The 16,682-nt window shown below is 71.0% G+C and carries 15 protein-coding genes; 4 read left to right on the top strand and 11 right to left on the bottom strand.

Annotation, left to right across the window (positions count from 1 at the left end):
- Positions 1 to 19 precede the first annotated feature (19 nt).
- From AB0H84_RS25930 to AB0H84_RS25920, 3 genes are read right to left on the bottom strand one after another with little or no spacing between them, the layout of a single operon-like run.
- Positions 20 to 1,504, bottom strand: coding sequence for a prenyltransferase/squalene oxidase repeat-containing protein (locus AB0H84_RS25930; protein ID WP_357609096.1), 1,485 nt, complete (start codon positions 1,502 to 1,504; stop codon positions 20 to 22).
- Positions 1,501 to 2,340 (bottom strand): terpene synthase family protein, encoded by an 840-nt coding sequence (locus tag AB0H84_RS25925; RefSeq protein WP_357609094.1) that lies wholly within the window; start codon positions 2,338 to 2,340, stop codon positions 1,501 to 1,503. Before AB0H84_RS25925 ends, AB0H84_RS25930 begins: the two co-directional genes overlap by 4 nt.
- Positions 2,337 to 3,683, bottom strand: a complete 1,347-nt coding sequence (locus AB0H84_RS25920) for a cytochrome P450 (RefSeq protein ID WP_357609091.1) — start codon at positions 3,681 to 3,683, stop codon at positions 2,337 to 2,339. The genes AB0H84_RS25925 and AB0H84_RS25920 overlap by 4 nt, the downstream gene beginning before the upstream one ends.
- Before the next feature lie 124 nt (positions 3,684 to 3,807).
- Here AB0H84_RS25920 and AB0H84_RS25915 point away from each other — a divergent pair, with 124 nt between their 5' ends.
- Positions 3,808 to 4,818: a polyprenyl synthetase family protein gene (locus AB0H84_RS25915; RefSeq protein WP_357609088.1), complete on the top strand. Its 1,011-nt coding sequence runs from the start codon at positions 3,808 to 3,810 to the stop codon at positions 4,816 to 4,818.
- Between the two features lie 130 nt (positions 4,819 to 4,948).
- Here the strand turns inward: AB0H84_RS25915 and AB0H84_RS25910 are convergent, their stop codons facing one another.
- A complete protein-coding gene (locus AB0H84_RS25910; RefSeq protein ID WP_357609085.1) occupies positions 4,949 to 5,878 on the bottom strand; it encodes an aldo/keto reductase in 930 nt (309 codons plus the stop codon).
- A gap of 115 nt (positions 5,879 to 5,993) precedes the next feature.
- On the opposite strand from AB0H84_RS25910, the gene AB0H84_RS25905 reads away from it, so the two are divergent.
- Complete coding sequence (locus AB0H84_RS25905) at positions 5,994 to 6,551, top strand: TetR/AcrR family transcriptional regulator (RefSeq protein ID WP_344993462.1); 558 nt, start codon at positions 5,994 to 5,996, stop codon at positions 6,549 to 6,551.
- On the opposite strand, the gene AB0H84_RS25900 is transcribed toward AB0H84_RS25905, so the two are convergent.
- The 3 genes from AB0H84_RS25900 to AB0H84_RS25890 form a co-directional block, all read right to left on the bottom strand.
- Complete coding sequence (locus AB0H84_RS25900; protein ID WP_357609082.1) at positions 6,489 to 7,991, bottom strand: wax ester/triacylglycerol synthase family O-acyltransferase; 1,503 nt, start codon at positions 7,989 to 7,991, stop codon at positions 6,489 to 6,491. The two genes, AB0H84_RS25905 and AB0H84_RS25900, sit on opposite strands and share 63 nt — an antisense overlap.
- Positions 7,992 to 8,135: 144 nt before the next feature.
- Entirely contained in the window at positions 8,136 to 9,182 is a 1,047-nt protein-coding gene (locus tag AB0H84_RS25895) for a sulfite oxidase (RefSeq protein ID WP_357609079.1), read from the bottom strand.
- Between the two features lie 213 nt (positions 9,183 to 9,395).
- Positions 9,396 to 10,199 carry a helix-turn-helix transcriptional regulator gene (locus AB0H84_RS25890; protein WP_357609076.1) on the bottom strand — a complete coding sequence of 268 codons (804 nt, stop codon included), beginning with the start codon at positions 10,197 to 10,199 and terminating at the stop codon, positions 9,396 to 9,398.
- An 86-nt stretch (positions 10,200 to 10,285) separates the two neighbouring features.
- Between AB0H84_RS25890 and AB0H84_RS25885 the strand changes: the two genes are divergently transcribed.
- Positions 10,286 to 11,368, top strand: a complete 1,083-nt coding sequence (locus AB0H84_RS25885; protein WP_357609073.1) for an NAD(P)-dependent alcohol dehydrogenase — start codon at positions 10,286 to 10,288, stop codon at positions 11,366 to 11,368.
- Between the two features lie 118 nt (positions 11,369 to 11,486).
- On the opposite strand, the gene AB0H84_RS25880 is transcribed toward AB0H84_RS25885, so the two are convergent.
- Complete coding sequence (locus AB0H84_RS25880; protein WP_357609070.1) at positions 11,487 to 13,169, bottom strand: FAD-dependent oxidoreductase; 1,683 nt, start codon at positions 13,167 to 13,169, stop codon at positions 11,487 to 11,489.
- An 88-nt stretch (positions 13,170 to 13,257) separates the two neighbouring features.
- On the opposite strand from AB0H84_RS25880, the gene AB0H84_RS25875 reads away from it, so the two are divergent.
- Positions 13,258 to 13,890 (top strand): TetR family transcriptional regulator, encoded by a 633-nt coding sequence (locus AB0H84_RS25875; RefSeq protein ID WP_357609067.1) that lies wholly within the window; start codon positions 13,258 to 13,260, stop codon positions 13,888 to 13,890.
- Positions 13,891 to 13,909: 19 nt separating this feature from the next.
- Here the strand turns inward: AB0H84_RS25875 and AB0H84_RS25870 are convergent, their stop codons facing one another.
- From AB0H84_RS25870 to AB0H84_RS25860, 3 genes are all read right to left on the bottom strand, one after another.
- The gene (locus AB0H84_RS25870) at positions 13,910 to 14,101 is read right to left on the bottom strand and encodes a hypothetical protein (RefSeq protein WP_357609064.1); all 192 of its coding nucleotides are present in this window, start codon (positions 14,099 to 14,101) and stop codon (positions 13,910 to 13,912) included.
- Between the two features lie 107 nt (positions 14,102 to 14,208).
- Complete coding sequence (locus AB0H84_RS25865) at positions 14,209 to 15,435, bottom strand: cytochrome P450 (protein ID WP_357609061.1); 1,227 nt, start codon at positions 15,433 to 15,435, stop codon at positions 14,209 to 14,211.
- 91 nt (positions 15,436 to 15,526) lie between these two features.
- Entirely contained in the window at positions 15,527 to 16,423 is an 897-nt protein-coding gene (locus AB0H84_RS25860; protein ID WP_357609059.1) for an RNA polymerase sigma-70 factor, read from the bottom strand.
- Positions 16,424 to 16,682 lie beyond the last annotated feature (259 nt).

Here is a 16,682-nt window from a genome sequence, read left to right as displayed (position 1 = left end):
ATGGATATTACATCCGCATCTAGCGTGCTATGGCGAGCTTCGCATAGACATGCCGAGCCGCCAGGATAGCCGCTCGCACGACCGCTATCGGAGTGTAAAGGTCTTTGTCATGCCAGAGGGGCGGATAATCCGACATTTCGCCCGCCTTCTGTAAATACTGGAAGCCGCAGGCCGCGGCCCGCCTGTACCGCTCCTGGACCTTGTCGCCGCGTACCACCTCGGGCAGGAGCAATGCCTGAATCGCGTACGCGGTCTCCTCAGGCGTGCCTTCCCAGCGGCCCCACGACCCGTCGGGGCGCTGGGTGGACAGCACCCACTCGCGAGCTCTGGAAACCGTCGGGGCGAGGCCGGGGCCGCCGTATTCGCTGAGCGACAGCACGCAACTCAGTGTGGCGTAATACGGTGAGGCGTGCCAACGGTCGTCCCAGCTCCCGTCCGGCCGCTGCCGCTCGACCAGCAGGAGCGCCAGTCTCTCCCGCACCTCCGCGTACGCGTTCGCCCGCTCGGGCCGCGTGGCCGCGTACGCGCCGAACGCGTCCAGCACGTGCGCGTTCACGCTGACGGAGAAGCCGTCCTCCCCCTGCCAGGTGCAGAAATGGGTGCCGGCGTCGAACGTCAGCAGGCTCTCCGGATCGCGCGCCATACCGTGCAGCGCCAGCGCGTGCAGCGCGACGGATGTCGTGTCGGCGTCCACGGGCAGGCCTGGCCCCGCCGGCGTGCCGCTGGGACCGATCGAGGCCCTGAGATCGGCCACCATTTCCGGCGGCACCTCGACGGACACGTCCGCCCGGGCCAGCCAGCTCAGCACCCAGCCACGTTCGAACACGGTGATGGGCAGCCCGACCGGGACCGGCCCCCCGTACCTGGTGACGACCGCCTCCAGATGTCTCCTGGCCGAGTCGGCGTCGCGGGGGGCGCCGCTTCCGAGCCAGGCGGCGGTCGCGGCCGGCGAGGCGCCGACCGTGCCGATCGCCGTCGGCCGTACGGAGAGCGTGCCGCTCGACGCCAGGCCCGCCACCTCCAGCGCGTGCAGCAGCTTCTCCGGCAGCTGGGCACCGGACGACACCACGCGCCGGACGCGTTCGACGCGGGAGGAGTCCAGGCCGGTCGGCAGAGGGAGCGGCTCGCCTACGCCGTGGGCGTTGATGAGGGCGATCAGCGCCGGGACGATCAGATCGACGGCCGGCATGTCAGGCAGGTCCGTCACGTTCGGCAACTGCCGGCGCAGTGCGGCCAGTCCCTTGCCGGCGGATTCCGCGGCCCCGACGGTGAGCAGGGCCTCCGTGGCGCTCAGTGTCGGCACCAGGCTGTAGCCACCCGGCGCGCCCCACGCCCCGTCCGGTCGCTGAGTGCGCACGAGATAGTCGATGCGCTCGCGATGCCCGGCCAGCCACGGAGCCAGCGTCACCAGCCGTCCTGTCTCGTAGATCGACGCGGATACCTGACCCCATGGAGTGGCCATCAACGTGGCCACCAGCGCGTCCGCCTCGTGGGCGATGTTCACAGCTCTCCCCAGTAGTCCGATACGCCGTAGAAGCCGGTGTTGAAGCCGATCTGGCGCTCCAGATAGAGCGCGGTCCTCGGGCTGGCCTCGCGGATCGGGGCGATCAGCTCGGCTGCCGTACGCGCGTGCCGCGCCATGCGCCGCGTCACCTCGGTGCGCCCGGCGCCGAATGTCAGGGCGTTGGCATCGCCCCAGCGGGCCTCCCTGTCGTAGGTGGCCAGGTCGTTCAGGAGCCTCAGGTAGCGCTGCACTTCGTCGCTCGCCTCGCGTACCAGGCCGAGGTTGCCCAGCGTCCACGCGTCGCCGGTGTAGAGCCAGTGCGAGAGGTTGACGAACGAGGAGCCGCAGCTGTCGGCGTTGGCGAGATACTCCTCCAGGGAAGGCGTGGCCCTCGACTCGCGCCAGTCCCACTCCTTGCGCATGGCGGTCAGCATGCGCTCGAGCTGGCCGCGCCAGCGAGGATCGCTCCCCAGGTCGTCGCGGAGCGTGGCGAGCATCCGGGCGAGCGGGCTGCGCGGCGCCTCCCCGTCCGCCACCGCCAGGCACTCCTCGACCAGCGCGGCCACCTCGTCGCGTGCCGTGGCGACGTGGTCTATCTGCAGGTCCACCGCGAACACCCACAGCGCGGCGCGGTTGACCGCCCACAGCTCTTCCGCCGTGGCCCAGGGGGAGCCGAACGCGCCGACCAGTCCCAGCGAGTGGAAGAAGCCGGCGTCGAACGGTTCGGCGGGGAAGGCCCCCGGGTGCTCGGCGGCGTGAGCGGCGAGGCGGCGGGCGCACTGGACCGCCAGCGCGCTGGTCCTGCCGAGCCCCGCGGAGACGCTGAGGCCGGTCACCCGCGCCCCGCCGGAACGAGCGTCATCGACAGCGCTTTGGGGGGCCGCAGCGTCGAGGCCAGCCGGGGGGTGATCGGCCCGGTCGTGTGCAGCACCGGACGGTACTTGCACAGGATCCCGGCGATCAGCAGCAGCGCTTCCATCATGAACAGGTGGGGTCCCAGGCAGACGTGCGGCCCCGCCGCGAACGGGAAGTACGCGTACCGGTGCCGCACCCGGTCGTTGCCTGGTGCGAACCGCTCCGGATCGAACTCCAGCGGCCGATCCCAGAACTCCGGCAGCCGGTGCGTCAGGTACGGGCTGAGCACCATCGTGGACCCCGCCGGGATCTCGATCCCGGCGATGTGGTCGGCTCCCGCCGCGGTCCGGGGCAGGATCCAGCCGGGCGGGTAGAGGCGTACCAGTTCGTCCACGAACATCTTCAGGTAGGTCAGCTCCGGCAGGTGCGCGATCGTGACAGGCCCGCGCCCGACCACCCGCTCCACCTCCTCGTACACCTTCGCGGCGATCTCCGGGTGCGCGTCCAGCACCGGCCAGACCCAGGTGAGCGCGGTGACGGAGGTCTCAGTGGCGGCCCCGTGGATGGCTACCATGTCATCCCTGATCAGCCTGTCCGCGTCCGCCTCGCCGCGGCGGGCGCTGACCAGCCTGGAGACCAGGTCGGCTTCCTCGTCGCCGCGCGCCTTGGCGTAGTGGATACGGGGGTAGACGACCTCGTCGATGGTCCTGATCGCCCGTTTGAACGCCCGGTCGCCGAGGAGCGGGAAGCGTTCGGGCACGGACGGGAGCAACAGCCTGATCGACCTGGCCGTCACGCCCGTGTCGTAGGCGGGGGCCAGCCGGTTGATGTCCGCGTCGGAGATCGTCGCGCCCAGGAACAGCCGCACGATCGTGGGGTGGATGAGGGTCGAGATGACTTCGGAGACGTCGAAGCGGCGGCCCGGCACCACGGTGGCGTCGATGAGCCCGGTGATGATCTCTGCCATGCGCGAGGTGAGTGAGTTGACGTACCTCGCGCTGAACACCGGCTGAAGGATCTTCCTGCTCGCCGCCCACCCTTCGCCCTCTGACAGGATGCCCTGACCGAGGAGCGGGGCCAGCGGGTCCCAGAACATGCCGGCTCGGACGTAGTTGGGCTGGTTGCCCTTCAGTATGTGCTGGACGTGGTCCGGGTGGGTGACGAGGTACGGCCGGAACGGCCCCATGTTGAGCCGGACGAGCGTGCCGCGCGCACGGTCGCTCGCCTCCTCGAAAGCACGTATGGGGGTACGCGCATGCCGGGCCAGCGACCGAAGGAAGGGAAGGGCTCTGGCTTGACGCGATGACGCGTCGGACCACGACACCGCGGCTGACCTCCATGATGCCCGTATTATGCGACGGACATTTCCTGACAAATGTCAATTGCTGGGTGGAGTATCACATGCTTGTGCATGTAGATTCAAGATCGTAGCGGGGTAGGAGCACCGAGTGAATCTGAGCCGTCCCTTGGGCAGCGGGGCCGTGGCGCGTTGCCGGGCCCTGTTCGAGCCGGCTCTGCGCGAGGCGGTTTCGGCGCTCCACCCGTGGGGCGCTGGGATGGCCGCGTTCGCTCTGGGCTGGTCCGATGCGGACGGCCGGCCGCACAGCGGGGACGGCGGCAAGGGCGTGCGGCCCGCCATCGCCATGCTCAGTGCCGAGGCCGTCGGCGGCACCGCCGAGTCGGCGCTCCCAGGAGCGGTGGCGGTGGAGCTGGTGCATGCTTTCTCACTGGTGCACGACGACATCATCGATCATGACGAGCGGCGCCGGCACCGTGAGACCCTCTGGAAGGCGTACGGCGTGGGTCCGGCGCTCCTGGCCGGTGACGCGCTCCTGGCCCTGGCCGTCAACCGGCTCTCCGGGTCCCCCGAGGCGATGAAGTACCTGTCGGCGGCGCTGGTCGAGCTCGTCAACGGGCAGACCGCCGACATGGCCTTCGAGAACCGGCCCTGGCACGGGCCCAACGCGGTCACCACCGCCGAGTACACGGCGATGGCCGCGGGCAAGACCGGCGGCCTGCTCGGGGCCGCCGCGGCCGCGGGGGTCTGTCTGGGCGGCGCGCCCGAGCTCGCCGGCCGCATGTGGGAGATGGGGCTGGACCTGGGGGTGGCCTTCCAGATCGCCGACGACATGCTGGGCATCTGGGGCGACCCTCACATCACGGGCAAGCCTGTCTACTCCGACCTGCGGCGCGACAAGAAGACCTTCCCCGTCCTCGCCGCCCTCGCCGGCGGCCACCCCGCCGCCCGCGAGCTCTCCGCGCTCCTGTCGGCCGGGGTCTCGGACGAGGACTCGCTCCGCCACGCCGCCCGCCTGGTGGAGCAGGCCGGCGGGCGGGCCGTCGCCCAGGCCCAGGCCGACCGGCGCCTCGCCGCGGCGCTGGAGGTCATGGACGAATGCCTGCCGGGCGCCACGGACCTGCGCGCCCTCTGCGCCTCGCTGGTGAACCGCGCTCACTGACCGGGCGCACTGACCCTGTACGCGTCCCGCCCGCCGGCCCGCGTGGACCGGGCGCGGCGGGACGGCGCACACGCGTCAGTGGACCGGCGCGGCGGGACGGCGCACACGCGTCACCGGCGGGGCCTACGCGTCAGACGCGGGAGGCCTCGTCCAGGAGGGTCAGCTCCTCCTCGCTCAACGTCAGCTCCGCGGCCGCCAGCAGGGGCTCGAGCTGGCTCACGTTCCGGGCGCTGGCGATCGGCGCCGCGACCGTGGGCTGGGCGGCGAGCCAGGCCAGCGCCACCGTGGCCGGAGAGACCGAGCGCTCGGCCGCCACCTTGGTCAGCGCGTCCAGGGCCCGGCGCCCGTGCTCCTTCTGCAGGTACTCGGCCGCTCCCTCGGCCCGGGGGCTGTCGACCGTCACGCCGGGCGCGTACTTGCCGGTCAGGAAGCCGCGGGCCAGGCCGAAGTACGGCGTGCTGGACAGGCCCTCCCGGGCCACCACGTCCCGCAGCTCGCCCTCGTAATCCCGCTCGACCAGGTTGTACTGCTGCTGCAGGGCCACATACCGGGTCAGCCCCTCCTCGTCGGAGGTCCTGAGCGCCTGCGCCAGCCGGTCCGCGCCGTAGTTGGACGCCCCGACGTGCCGGATCTTGCCCTCGCGGACCAGGGCGTCGAACGTCGCCAGCGACTCCACCAGCGGCGTGTCGTGGTCGTCCACGTGCGCCCAGTAGAGGTCGATGCAGTCGGTACGCAGCCGGCGCAGCGAGTCCTCCACCGCGGTCCGGATGGTCGCCGGGGCCAGCCCCCGCAGCCCCTCCAGCATGCCGACCTTGGTGGCGAGCACGATCGAGTCGCGGTTGCGGCGGGTGTGCAGCCACTCGCCGATGATCATCTCGGAGGTGGACTCACCGGTCACCCAGTACGGGTAGACGTCGGCGGTGTCGATGAAGTTGCCGCCGCCCTCGACGTACGCGTCCAGGACCGCGAACGCCGCCTCCTTGTCGGCGGTCCACCCGAAGACATTTGTGCCGAGCGATATCGGGAAAACGGACAGGTCCGTCGTACCTATTGATCTCATTACGCCATTATCGGCACCCGCTCCGAGCGCGCCGATGGCACCCCCTGACTCGGTTTCCGGACCCGACACGAGGGTCTCGCTTCCCCGGGATGGCGGTGAAGTCGCAGGTGGCGCTATGGTGCGAGCTGTGGTGATCGGTGACGCGCGTACGCGCATCCTGGACGCGGCCGAGGAGTTGTTCGCGGGCGGCGGCTACGAGGCCACCCCTACCGCGGTCATCGCCCGGCTCGCGAAAGTGCCCAAAGGGCTGATCTTCCACTACTTCCCCCGCAAGATCGACGTGCTGGTCGCCCTCGTCGACGAACGCACGCTGGTCGAGGAGGGGCGCGAGGTCGACGCGGTGCCCGGCGACCCGGCGCGGACGCTGTCCAGGCTGGCGCGCGGCCTCCCGCTGCGGGCCTCACCCGCGATGCGGCGCATCCTGTTCAGGGAGGCCGACACCCACGGCTCGGTCAAGGAGCGGCTCGGGCGGCTCAACGGCGAGCTGATCAGGCGTGCCAGGTTCGCGCTGGAGCTGGCGCTGCCGGGGGCGCGCGGCGACGCGGCCAGGCTGGAGGTGGCCGCGGCCACGTTCGCCGCCGTCCTGCTCTACCAGGAGAACCTCTGCCAGCTAACCGGCCACCAGATCGATCCGGACGCCGTCGCGGAACTCATCGCCCACTCGCTCGTCTAGCAGCTCGTCGAGCGCCGTCCGCAGGTGGCCGAGCAGCCCCCACACGTCGTCCATCCGCTCGGGGCAGGCCACGAGGCCGAAGTCGAGCATGCCGTCGTAGGAGAAGCAGGTGATGTTCAGGCCGCCGCTCATGTCCGTCAGCACGGACAGCGGATAGTAGGACAGCACTCTGCCGCCGCACAGATACAGCGGGAACTGCGGGCCCGGCACGTTGCTGACGATGAGGTTGATCGGCGGGAACGCCGTCCCCGCCAGCCGGAAGAGCGCCGGCGTGGCCAGGCTGGTCAGCGGGGCGGGCAGCACCGAGCAGAGCTCGCTCAGCCACGTCGCCGGGGCCAGCGCGAAACGCCGCTTGGCCGTGTTCATGGCGGCGCCGACGGCCCGCAGGCGCTCCCGGGGGTCGGCGACGTTCGTGGGCATGGGGGCGACCATGGCGGAGATCTGGTTGCCGACGAGGTCCTTGGCCCCGGCCGTACGGACCGCCACGGGGACGGCGACGATCAGCGGCTCCTCCGGCAGCGCGTCGCGCTCCCGCAGCCACGAGCGCAGGGCCGAGGTGCACAGGGTCATGACGACGTCGTTGACGCTCATGCCGTTGGCCTTGGCGACCTTCTTGACGTCCTTGAGCGAGAGCGAGCCGAACGAGAGGCGGCGGCGGGCGCTGATCGGGCCGTTGAACGGGGTCCGGGGGACGGTGAGGCTGGGCAGCTCCGGGCGGTCGTGCCGGTCACCGGCGACCAGCCGCGCGGCCTTGGCGATGAGCCTGGCGCCGGGCAGGCCCGCCGCCAGCGGGATGGCGTCCAGGTCCTCGGCCGCCCTGACGACCGACTGGACGGCCCGTACGGGGTGGGTCGCCGTTCGCACGGCCGCTCCTGCCAGCATCTCGACCAGTCCGGGCACGTCCTGCCGGGGTGCGGGAACCGCCGTGCTGACGCCTCGGGTCGCCGCGGGGCCGTCGTGGAGGCCGCCGGGCGCGAGGTCGAGCAGGGTGGCGAGGGTCTCCGCGCCCGAGACGCCGTCGATGGCGGCGTGGTGCACCTTCGTGTAGACGGCGACCTTCCCGTCCGTCAGCCCGCCGATCAGGTGCATCTCCCACAGCGGATGCGCCCGGTCCAGGCGTCGCGCGTGGATCTCCGCCACCGCCTCGGCCAGCTGCCAGTCGTCCCCGGGAGCGGGCAACGTCAGCTCGAAGAGGTGGTTGTCGATGTCGAAGTCCGGGTCGGCCGCCCAGTACGGGTGGTCCAGCCCGAGCGGCACCTCGGCCAGCCGGAGGCTGAGCGCGGGCGACAGGTGGAGGCGCGCGAGCAGGAGCCGCGCCAGGGCGTCCCGGTTGACCGCCCCGTCGGCCGGGTCGAGAATCGCCAGCCCGGCCACGTGTGCCGCGGTGGTCGCGGTCTCGACATTGAGAAACTGGGCGTCGAGTGCGGTGAGCTGGCGCATCTGCTCTCCTTTTCCCGTGATGTGTGTGCAGGATCACACGCGGGAATTTCCGGTAGGTTTCCGCGAGAGTCTTTCAGATGAATTCAGGTACGCCGTGCCGGCATTCAGTGAATTAGCAGCTCAGTCGGGATCGGTGAGAGTTATCTATCCATTGACCACCTCAATGGGGTGGCGCACGACGGCGTCGAACGCGTAGCCGTACGGGTGGCGCGGGGTGATCAGCGGCTGCGTGGCGCCCGTCTCGTCGGTGGCCCGCGCCATCAGCACCTGGGGCCCCGTACGGCGGGGCGCCCAGGAAATGTGCCAGGGCAGCCAGGCGCTGACCAGGTGCTGCCCGTGATGGTCCGCCTGGCGCCAGCTGAGCCCGCCGTCGAAGCTGACCTCCACCCGGACGATCCTGCCGTGCCCGGACCAGGAACGTCCGCGCAGGATGTGCGGGCCGGTGAGGGGGAGCCGCGCATTCCACGCGAGTTCGAACGCGCTCTTCACCGGCTGGACCGTGACGCCCGGGTAAAAGACCGTGTTCCACGGCGTGCGCAGCTCCGTGGGTGAAACTTCAATATCGCCGAGCCATTTGATGGACGCGATTCCCACCCATCCCGGCACCACCAGCCGCACCGGAAATCCGTGATCGGGGGGCAGCGGCTCGCCGTTCATCTCGTACGCCACCAGGACGTCGTCCATGGCCTTGTCGATCGGCAGCGGCCTGCGTACGTGCCCGTACTCCTCGAACGGCGCGTCGAGCCCCGTGGCCAGGACGTCGACCGCTCCGGGCAGCAGCCCGACCTCCTTGAGCAGGAACTTCAACGGCACCCCGCGCCAGCGCGCGACCCCGATCGCGCCCAGTCCCCACTGCGTGCCCGGGGCGGGGTCGTTCTGCTGCGTGCCGTAGAACCGCCGCCCGTTGCCGGCGCACTCGATCGCCACGTCGAACGTCCGCGCCGGCATGGCGCGCAGCTGCTCGTAGCCGAACTCCCGCGGAGCTCGAACGCCCGCCCCGTGCACCCGCAGCCGCCACGTGGTGACGTCGATGATGGGGGTGAAGGTGTGGTTGCGCACGAAGAACCGGTCGATCGGGGTGTGGTACCCCTCTCCTGACATGGCCTCCCATCGCATCTCCACGTTCGGGCCATGCACCCTGAACAGGTGGTCGGGCAGCGGCTTCACGATCGTCGCCGTCATGTGGTTCATGGCAGTCACCTCGTACGACCTATTTCCTACCTGGAAACCATTTAATCTCCTCACGCTGTCCCGGCGCGCCCCGCGTTGCCGAACTCTGTCCGGCCAGTACGGGAACGTTCCATTTCGCCATCCCGGGCCTTACCCGCCCGAGGGAACCGGGAACCGGCCCGCCGGCCCCAGCTCGGGGCCCGCGCCCCGAGCCCAGCAGCCGGCCACCGCCGATCAGCTCGCGTGGCGTCGCTCGGCCCGGATCCGGAGGAGGTCGGAGGTCGCCTGATCGGCGGGCAGGAACGCCTCCAGGTGCAGTTCGGCGAGCGTGATGTCGGTCGCAGTGGCGAACGAGGTCAGCGTGGTGATCAGGCGCAGCTCGCCGTCCGCCGACGCCAGCCGCATCGGCACGGAGAAGCCGAGATGCCCCGGGCCGATCGGGGCCTGCGGGACGTATCCGGCCAGCTCGGCGACGAAAGCGTCCAGGCGCGGATCGGGGCTCCGCCGCGCCCTGGCACGAAGGTTCTCGATCACGTGGCGGCCCCACTCGTCCAGGTTCCGCACCCTGCCTCCCATGCCGTCCGGATGGAGCATGAGCCGCAGCATGTTGACCGGCGGTGCGAGCAGCTCGGGTGAGGCGCCCTCCGTGAACACCTCGACGGCGTCGTTGGCCGCCACCACCCGCCCGTAGGGCGCGATGACCAGCGCCGGATACGGCATATGCCCGAGCAGGATCTGCTCAAGGGCGTCCCGGACCGGGCGTAGCGCGGCTTCGTCCAGGTCCGACTCGGTGAACATCGGCGCGAACCCGGCCGCCGCGAGCAGGTCGTTCCGCTCCCGCAGCGTCAGGCCGAGCGACTCGGCCAGCCGGATCACCACCGCCCGCCCCGGCTGGGAACGACCGCTCTCGATGAAGCTCAGATGACGCTGGGTCGTGCCGGCCAGCGTGGCCAGCTCGAGCTGGCTGAGCCGGCGCGCCCGGCGCCAGCGGCTCAGCTCGGCGCCGACGCCGCTCCGTTCGATCGTGCTGCTGCTCACCTGACCGTTCTATCGGGTCCACCGCCGTCCCGGCGATTCCCTCGAGGGAATTGCCGGACGCCACGGCCACCGCGCACGATCTCGTGGTGGAACGAGTGGCGGGCCTGACCGGCCCGCCGACGCCGCATGATCACGAGACGATGAAAGGCTGTTCGATGAAGAGCTATCACTTTGAACCGGGGCATGGCCTCGCCGGGCTGAGGGTCCAGGAGCACGACGAGCCCGTACCGGGGCGCGGGCAGGTCGTCGTGCGGGTCCGCGCGAACTCGCTCGGCTTCCGTGACCTGATGGTGCTGGCCGGAAACTATCCGCTGCCGATCAGGCCCGGCGTGGTGCCCGGCTGTGAAGGAGCGGGGGAGGTCGTGGCCGTCGGCGAGGACGTCACCCGGGTGCGGCCGGGCGACCGGGTGGCGGCCACCGTCTTTCCGCACTGGCATGACGGTCCGTTCAGAGCGGAGAACGCCGCGCAGCTCGGGACGATGGTCGACGGCATGTTGACGGAGTACGCCGTGCTGGGCGAGGACGGCGTCGTGCCCGTGCCGGAGCACCTGTCGTACGAGGAGGCCGCGGCGCTGCCGCTGGCGGCGGTGACCGCCTGGAACTCCCTGACCATCGGCAGCGCGCTCCACCCCGGCGACAGCGTGCTGACCCTGGGGTCGGGAGGCGTGTCGCTGTTCGTGCTGCAGTTCGCCAAGCTGGCCGGCGCCCGGGTGATCGTGACCACGTCCAGCGCCGCCAAGGCCGACCGGTTGAAGGCCCTCGGGGCGGATGATGTGATCAACTATCGGGAGGTCCCGGAGTGGTGGGAGACGGTCCGTGCCCTCACCGGCGGCGTGGGCGTCGATCGCGTCGTCGACTCGACGGGGCCGCTGGAGCAGTCGCTGAAGTCCGTTTCGCTCAGCGGCGAGGTGTCCTTCGTGGGCCGCTGGCTCTCCGGCGCCGACGGAGCCCGGCCCGTCGACCCGGCGATCCTGTTCGGCGCGGGTGCGGCGCTGCATCGCATCGCCACGGGCAGCCGGACGCACTTCGTCGAGCTGACCCGCGCCATGGAGGCACATCGGCTGCGTCCGGTGCTTGATCGGGTGTTCCCGTTCGATGACGTTCTCGACGCCTTCCGCTACGTGGAGTCGGGCGGCGGCTTCGGCAAGGTGGTCATCACTCACGACTGACGGCGCCGGCATCCCGGCCGAGCAGCCGGGTCAACCACGGCTGACGGCACCGGCGTCCCGGCCGAGCAGCCGGGTCAACCACGGCTGACGGCACCGGCGTCCCGGCCGAGCAGCCGGGTCAACCACGGCTGACGGCACCGGCGTCCCGGCCGAGCAGCCGGGTCAACGCCCGCAGCAGTTCCTGCTCCGGCTGCTGGAGGAGCTCGCGGGCGCGCCAGCCGACGAACCCGTCCGGCCGGACCAGGACGGCCCCGGCGCCGGTGATGCCGTAGGCGTCCGGGAATCGCTTGTCCGGGTCGTGCAGCCCGGCCGCCCCGATGCGGTGGAGGTCGAGGTCGAGGTCGAGCGCGGCCGCCACTGCCTTGGCCGCTTCGGCCCACTCCGCGCCCTCGGCGCCGGCCAGCAGGGTGAAGGCGCCGGTGAACAGGTCCAACGTGGACACCTTCGTCCCGGCGCGGTCCAGCCACACATGGGGTGCGCGCAGGCCGGGGCGGCCGCTGGGGGTGCGCGGGTCCTCCACCGGGTCCTCGGGAGTGGCCGGCTCGGGGCGCACGGCCGTGGAGCGGTACCGGTAACCGAAAGCCATGCTCACCTCGTCGATCCTGGTGGCCTCCTCGCCCTCGGCGTGGTGGCGGGCGTCGAGGATGCGCAGCGCGGTCTCCATCGTGGTGCGCGCGACCGGGCGGCGCTCGGCCTCGTACGTGTCGAGCAGCGCCGGTCCGGCCTGCCCGTGGAGCACGGCGGCGAGCTTCCAGGCCAGGTTGTGCGCGTCCGCGATGCCGGTGCTCGCGCCGAAGGACCCCGTCGGGGGAAAGACGTGGGCCGCGTCGCCGGCGAAGAACACCCGGCCGGCCCGGTACCGCCGGGTCACCCACGCGCCGATCCTGACGTCCATCACCTTCCGGCTCCAGCCGGGCACCGGCGGCACCAACGTGACATCGAGGTCCGCGATGCCGACCGCGCGGCGGACCAGCTCGATGCAGCGCCGCTCGGAGAAGTCCTCGACGCTCTCGCCTTGCCGCGGCCGGCACGGCACCCCGAGCATCCACCGCCCGACCTGCCCCAACGGCGCCAGGACCGTGCCCGTCGTCGGCTGGTCGAAGTAGGCGAGCGAGAACCTGCGTCCCCGCAGCGCGTCGTCGAGGTCGGCGTCGAAGATGAAGTGCGCGGCATGGCCCAGGACCCCGGGGCCGTCCGCGCCGATGCCGAGCCGGTCGCGGATGCCCGCGCGGTTGCCGTCCGCGGCGATGAGGTAGCCGGCGCGGACGCGGGACTCGGTCCCGCTGCCGAGCTCGCGCACGACGGCCGTCACACCTTCGGTGTCGGCGTCGAAGGAGACCAGCTCGGTGCCGAAGCGCACGTCCACGCCGGCGCGCTCGGCGTGCGGACGTACGACGCGCTCCAACTCGTCCTGGTCGATCAACGCCCAGTCGGCCGGGCTGATGCCGCCCGGCCGGACCTGGGCGAGCATGTCGACGCGGAAGCGCTCCTCGCCGGTCAGCGTGTCCGCGCCGATCATCTCCGGCATGTCGACCAGGATCGACTGGTGCCGGAGGATCTCCTCCTCCAGGCCGAGGGCACGGTAGATCTCCATCGACCGCGGGTTGAACGCCCGCGCCTGCGGCATGATCGCCGTCGACGGGTGCCGCTCGACCAGCACCGAGCGGACTCCCCACCGCGCGAGGAAGAGCGCCGCGGACAGGCCCGTGATGCCTCCGCCCACGATGAGGACGGCGGTCTTGTGGTCGTACGGTCCGGTCATCGTCTCGGCCTCTCTGTCGTCGTAGTCGCGCAACCTCATAATCAACAGTCCGCTTATCTGTGTCAACCATTTACTTGATTAGCGCATCTTGCCAGGTGGGACTGTCAGATGGCTGTATGATCGCCTCGTGCCCACGTCGAAGCCGCGCCGGTCACCCAAGCCGCAGGAGCGGCAGCGTGACGCCGAGCGCACCCGCAAGCTCATCCTGGACGCGGCGGCGGCCGAGTTCGCCGCGCACGGGTACGCGGGCGGCCGGATCGCCGCCATCGCGGCCCGGGCGGGCGTCAACCAGCAGCTGATCTCGTACTACTTCGACGGCAAGGAGGGCCTCTACCAGGCCCTGTCGCAGGAGTGGCGGCAGCGGGAGAGCGAGCTCGTGACGCCGGACACGCCGCTGCCCGAGCAGATCCGCCGGTACGCGCTGGAGGCGCTGAGCAACCCGGACGGGGTCCGGCTGATGGCGTGGGGCGGCCTGGAGTACGCCGGTCCGGAGAGCGACCCTGATCACGCGCCCCGTTCGGAGCGGCTGCAGAGGGCCGTCGACCAGATCAGTGACGTGCAGGCGGCCGGCCGTCTGCCTGCCGAAGTGGACCCGGCCTGCCTGATGGTCATGTTCATGGCCGCCGCGATGGCGACCACCTCGATTCCGCACGTCATCGAAGGCGTGTGCCGGGTCGATCCCCGCTCGCCCGACTTCCTCCGCCACTACGCCGAACAGGTCGCCCTCGTCGCCCGTCTCCTCGGACTCGACCCGGATTGATTCAAGGGGTGTTGCGGGGTCAGTGGCCGTAGGCGGTGAGTGAGCGGGCGATGAGCCGGCCGGTCGTGTCGTTGTGCCGGATCACGGCGGTGGGGCCAGGATGCGGGTGATCGCGCGGATGATGCCGTCGTTCGCGCTGGTCGCCTCGGGGATCGACCGGGTTGGGCCGCATCGGCTCCAGGCGCACCGGATCACCGAGCTCCAGGCGCACCGGATCACCGAGCGACGGCCGACCCGGCCGACCCGGCCGGGACGCGCCGGACAGAGCCGCCATCGGCGCGGGCGCCGATGGCGGCTCTGATCCTCGTCACATTCCGCTCACCAGGTGACCGGGAGTTCGTGAACGCCGTAGATGACGGCGTCGTTCTTGAACGGCAGGTCGTCGGCCGGTACGGCGAGCCGCAGGGTGGGGATGCGGCGGAACAGCGTGTCGAAGACGATCTGCAGCTCCATCCGGGCCAGGTTCTGGCCGAGGCACTGGTGCGGGCCGAAGCCGAAGGCGAGGTGGTGGCGGGCCCCGCGCTCGACGTCCAGTTCGGCCGGGTCCTTGAACGCCGCCGGGTCCCAGTTGGCCGACAGCATCGAGACGATGACGCCTTCGCCGGCCTTGATGCTCGCCTCGCCGATCTGGACGTCCTCGGTGGCGACCCGGGCGGTGACCGCGTCGGCGATGGTGAAGTAGCGCAGCAGTTCCTCCACGGCCATGGGCGTTCTGCCCGGGTCGGCCGTGATGAGGGCCAGTTGCTCCGGATGGGTGAGCAGCCCGACCACGCCGAGCGAGATCATGTTCGCCGTGGTCTCGTGTCCGGCGGTCAGCAGCAGGAAGGCCAGGCTCACCAGGCCCTCGTGGTCGAGGGCGCCTTCCTGGCGCTGCCGGGCGATCTGCCGGCTGAACAGGTCGTCGCCGGGTTCGGACTCCTTGCGGGTGATCAGGTCGTCGATGTAGGCGCGGAGTTCGGCGAAGGCCCGCTGGCGGTCCTCCGGCGTCGAGGTCCGGCGTACCGCCACGGCGGTGCGGCTCTGGAAGAAGTCGTGGTCGGTGTAGGGGACGCCGAGCAGTTCGCTGATCACCAGGGACGGCACCGGCAGGGACAGTGCCTGCACCAGGTCGACGGGGTGGCGGTCGGTGGCGAGCAGGTCGTCGATGAAGTGGTCGACGATCTGCTGGATCCGCGGGCGCAGCGCGGCCAGCCGCCTCACGGTGAACTCGCCGATCACCGGACGCCGGGTCGCGGCGTGCTCCGCGCCGTCCATGCCGATCATCAGCGGCGGCTGGCTGCGGAGCTGCCGCAGGGTCGCCGCATCGACGTTGAAGAGCGGGAAGCCGTCCTTGCGCCGGTCGGAGGAGAAACGGCGGTCCGCTAGGACGGCACGGCCCTCCTCATGCCCGGACACCCACCAGGCTTCGCCGCCGCTGGTCAGGCGGACCCGGCTGATCGGCGCCCGCTCGCGCAGCCGCTCGTAGGCGGCGGGCGGGGCGAACGGGCAGCCCCGCTCGACCGGCAGCTTCAGGTCGGCGAGTTCGCCGGCAACGCTCTTCGTCATGGACGACCTCCCAGTAAAGGTTGGTTCGGGGCTCTTCGGGGGTGAAGCCGAGGCGGTGCCCGGTCGGCGGCGGCTGACCGGGCACCGGCATTCATCTGAGGGTGAGCGGGGTCTCGGATCCGATGCGGGTCAGCTTCTGCGGGTTGCGGACGTAGTAGAGCCCGGTGATGCGGGCGTCCTCGACCCGGATCGCGATGACGCCGTCGATCTCGTCGCCCACGCGGACGATGAGCGCCGGGTTGCCGTTGACCGCGGTGGGATGGCCGGTGAGCGTGACCTCGGCCTTGCCGATGCCGCCGACGATGAAGCGGGCCACCTTGTCGGCGCTGATGATCGGCCGAGGCGCGGCCTGCTTGACGCCGCCGCCGTCGCTCACCAGGACGACCTCGGGGGCGAGCACGTCAAGCAGGCCCTGTAGGTCCCCGGCTTCGAGCGCGCGCCGGAACGACTCCAGAGCCGCCCGGATCTCGTCGGCGGAGACCGCCTCGCGAGGGCGACGGGCATCGACGTGCCGGCGGGCGCGGTACGCGATCTGGCGGACGGCCGCCGGGCTCTTGCCGACGGCGGCCGCGATCTCGTCGTAGCCGACGCCGAAGGCCTCGTGGAGCACGAAGACGGCGCGCTCGGTCGGCGACAGCGTCTCGAGGACGAGCATCAACGCCATCGAGACGCTCTCGGCGAGCTCGACATCCTCGGCCACGTCCGGCGCGGTGAGCAGCGGCTCAGGCAGCCAGGGGCCGACATAGGCCTCCCTGCGAAGCTTCACGCTGCGCAAGCGGTTGAGCGACTGCCGGGTGGTGATCCGGATCAGGTAGGCGCGCTGGTCGTGCACCTGCTCCACGTCGGCCTTGACCCATCGCAGCCAGGTCTCCTGGAGGACATCCTCGGCGTCGGCCGCCGATCCGAGCATCTCGTACGCGACGGTGAAGAGCAGGTTGCGGTGGGCGAGGAAGGTCTCGGTCGCCGGGTTGGTGGCGTGGTCGCTCATATCTCGGTTTCTTCTCTTTCGTGGCCGGCCCTGGTTGCCGAGGGCATTCAAGCCTGCGCTCACCTGGCACCCTGCTTGAGGTCGGCATCAAAGGCACTTCGGCCCAGGGGCCGGAAAGCGCGGACCGGGGTTACCGAACGTCTTGATCGAGGTTGCCCTGAGCTTCCGCCGAGAGGTCCTGCCAGTCGGCCCAGGTCTTGAGCCGGTCGGCGTACGCCTGCTGGAGCATCGGGTAGAAGCCCAGGCCGAACAGGATCCG

Source organism: Nonomuraea sp. NPDC050786 (assembly GCF_040654115.1).
Lineage (GTDB): Bacteria > Actinomycetota > Actinomycetes > Streptosporangiales > Streptosporangiaceae > Nonomuraea.
The sequence above is the reverse complement of the archived record's forward strand: the minus strand, read 5'-3'. Positions and strand labels throughout refer to the sequence as shown.

Bases quoted from the DNA above. Each gene is read 5' to 3' on its own strand.
- AB0H84_RS25910 (WP_357609085.1), bottom strand. From the start codon at position 5,878: ATGAGATCAATAGGTACGACGGACCTGTCCGTTTTCCCGATATCGCTC.
- AB0H84_RS25905 (WP_344993462.1), top strand. From the start codon at position 5,994: ATGGTGCGAGCTGTGGTGATCGGTGACGCGCGTACGCGCATCCTGGAC.
- AB0H84_RS25900 (WP_357609082.1), bottom strand. From the start codon at position 7,991: ATGCGCCAGCTCACCGCACTCGACGCCCAGTTTCTCAATGTCGAGACC.
- AB0H84_RS25895 (WP_357609079.1), bottom strand. From the start codon at position 9,182: ATGAACCACATGACGGCGACGATCGTGAAGCCGCTGCCCGACCACCTG.
- AB0H84_RS25880 (WP_357609070.1), bottom strand. From the start codon at position 13,169: ATGAGGTTGCGCGACTACGACGACAGAGAGGCCGAGACGATGACCGGA.
- AB0H84_RS25865 (WP_357609061.1), bottom strand. From the start codon at position 15,435: ATGACGAAGAGCGTTGCCGGCGAACTCGCCGACCTGAAGCTGCCGGTC.
- AB0H84_RS25860 (WP_357609059.1), bottom strand. From the start codon at position 16,423: ATGAGCGACCACGCCACCAACCCGGCGACCGAGACCTTCCTCGCCCAC.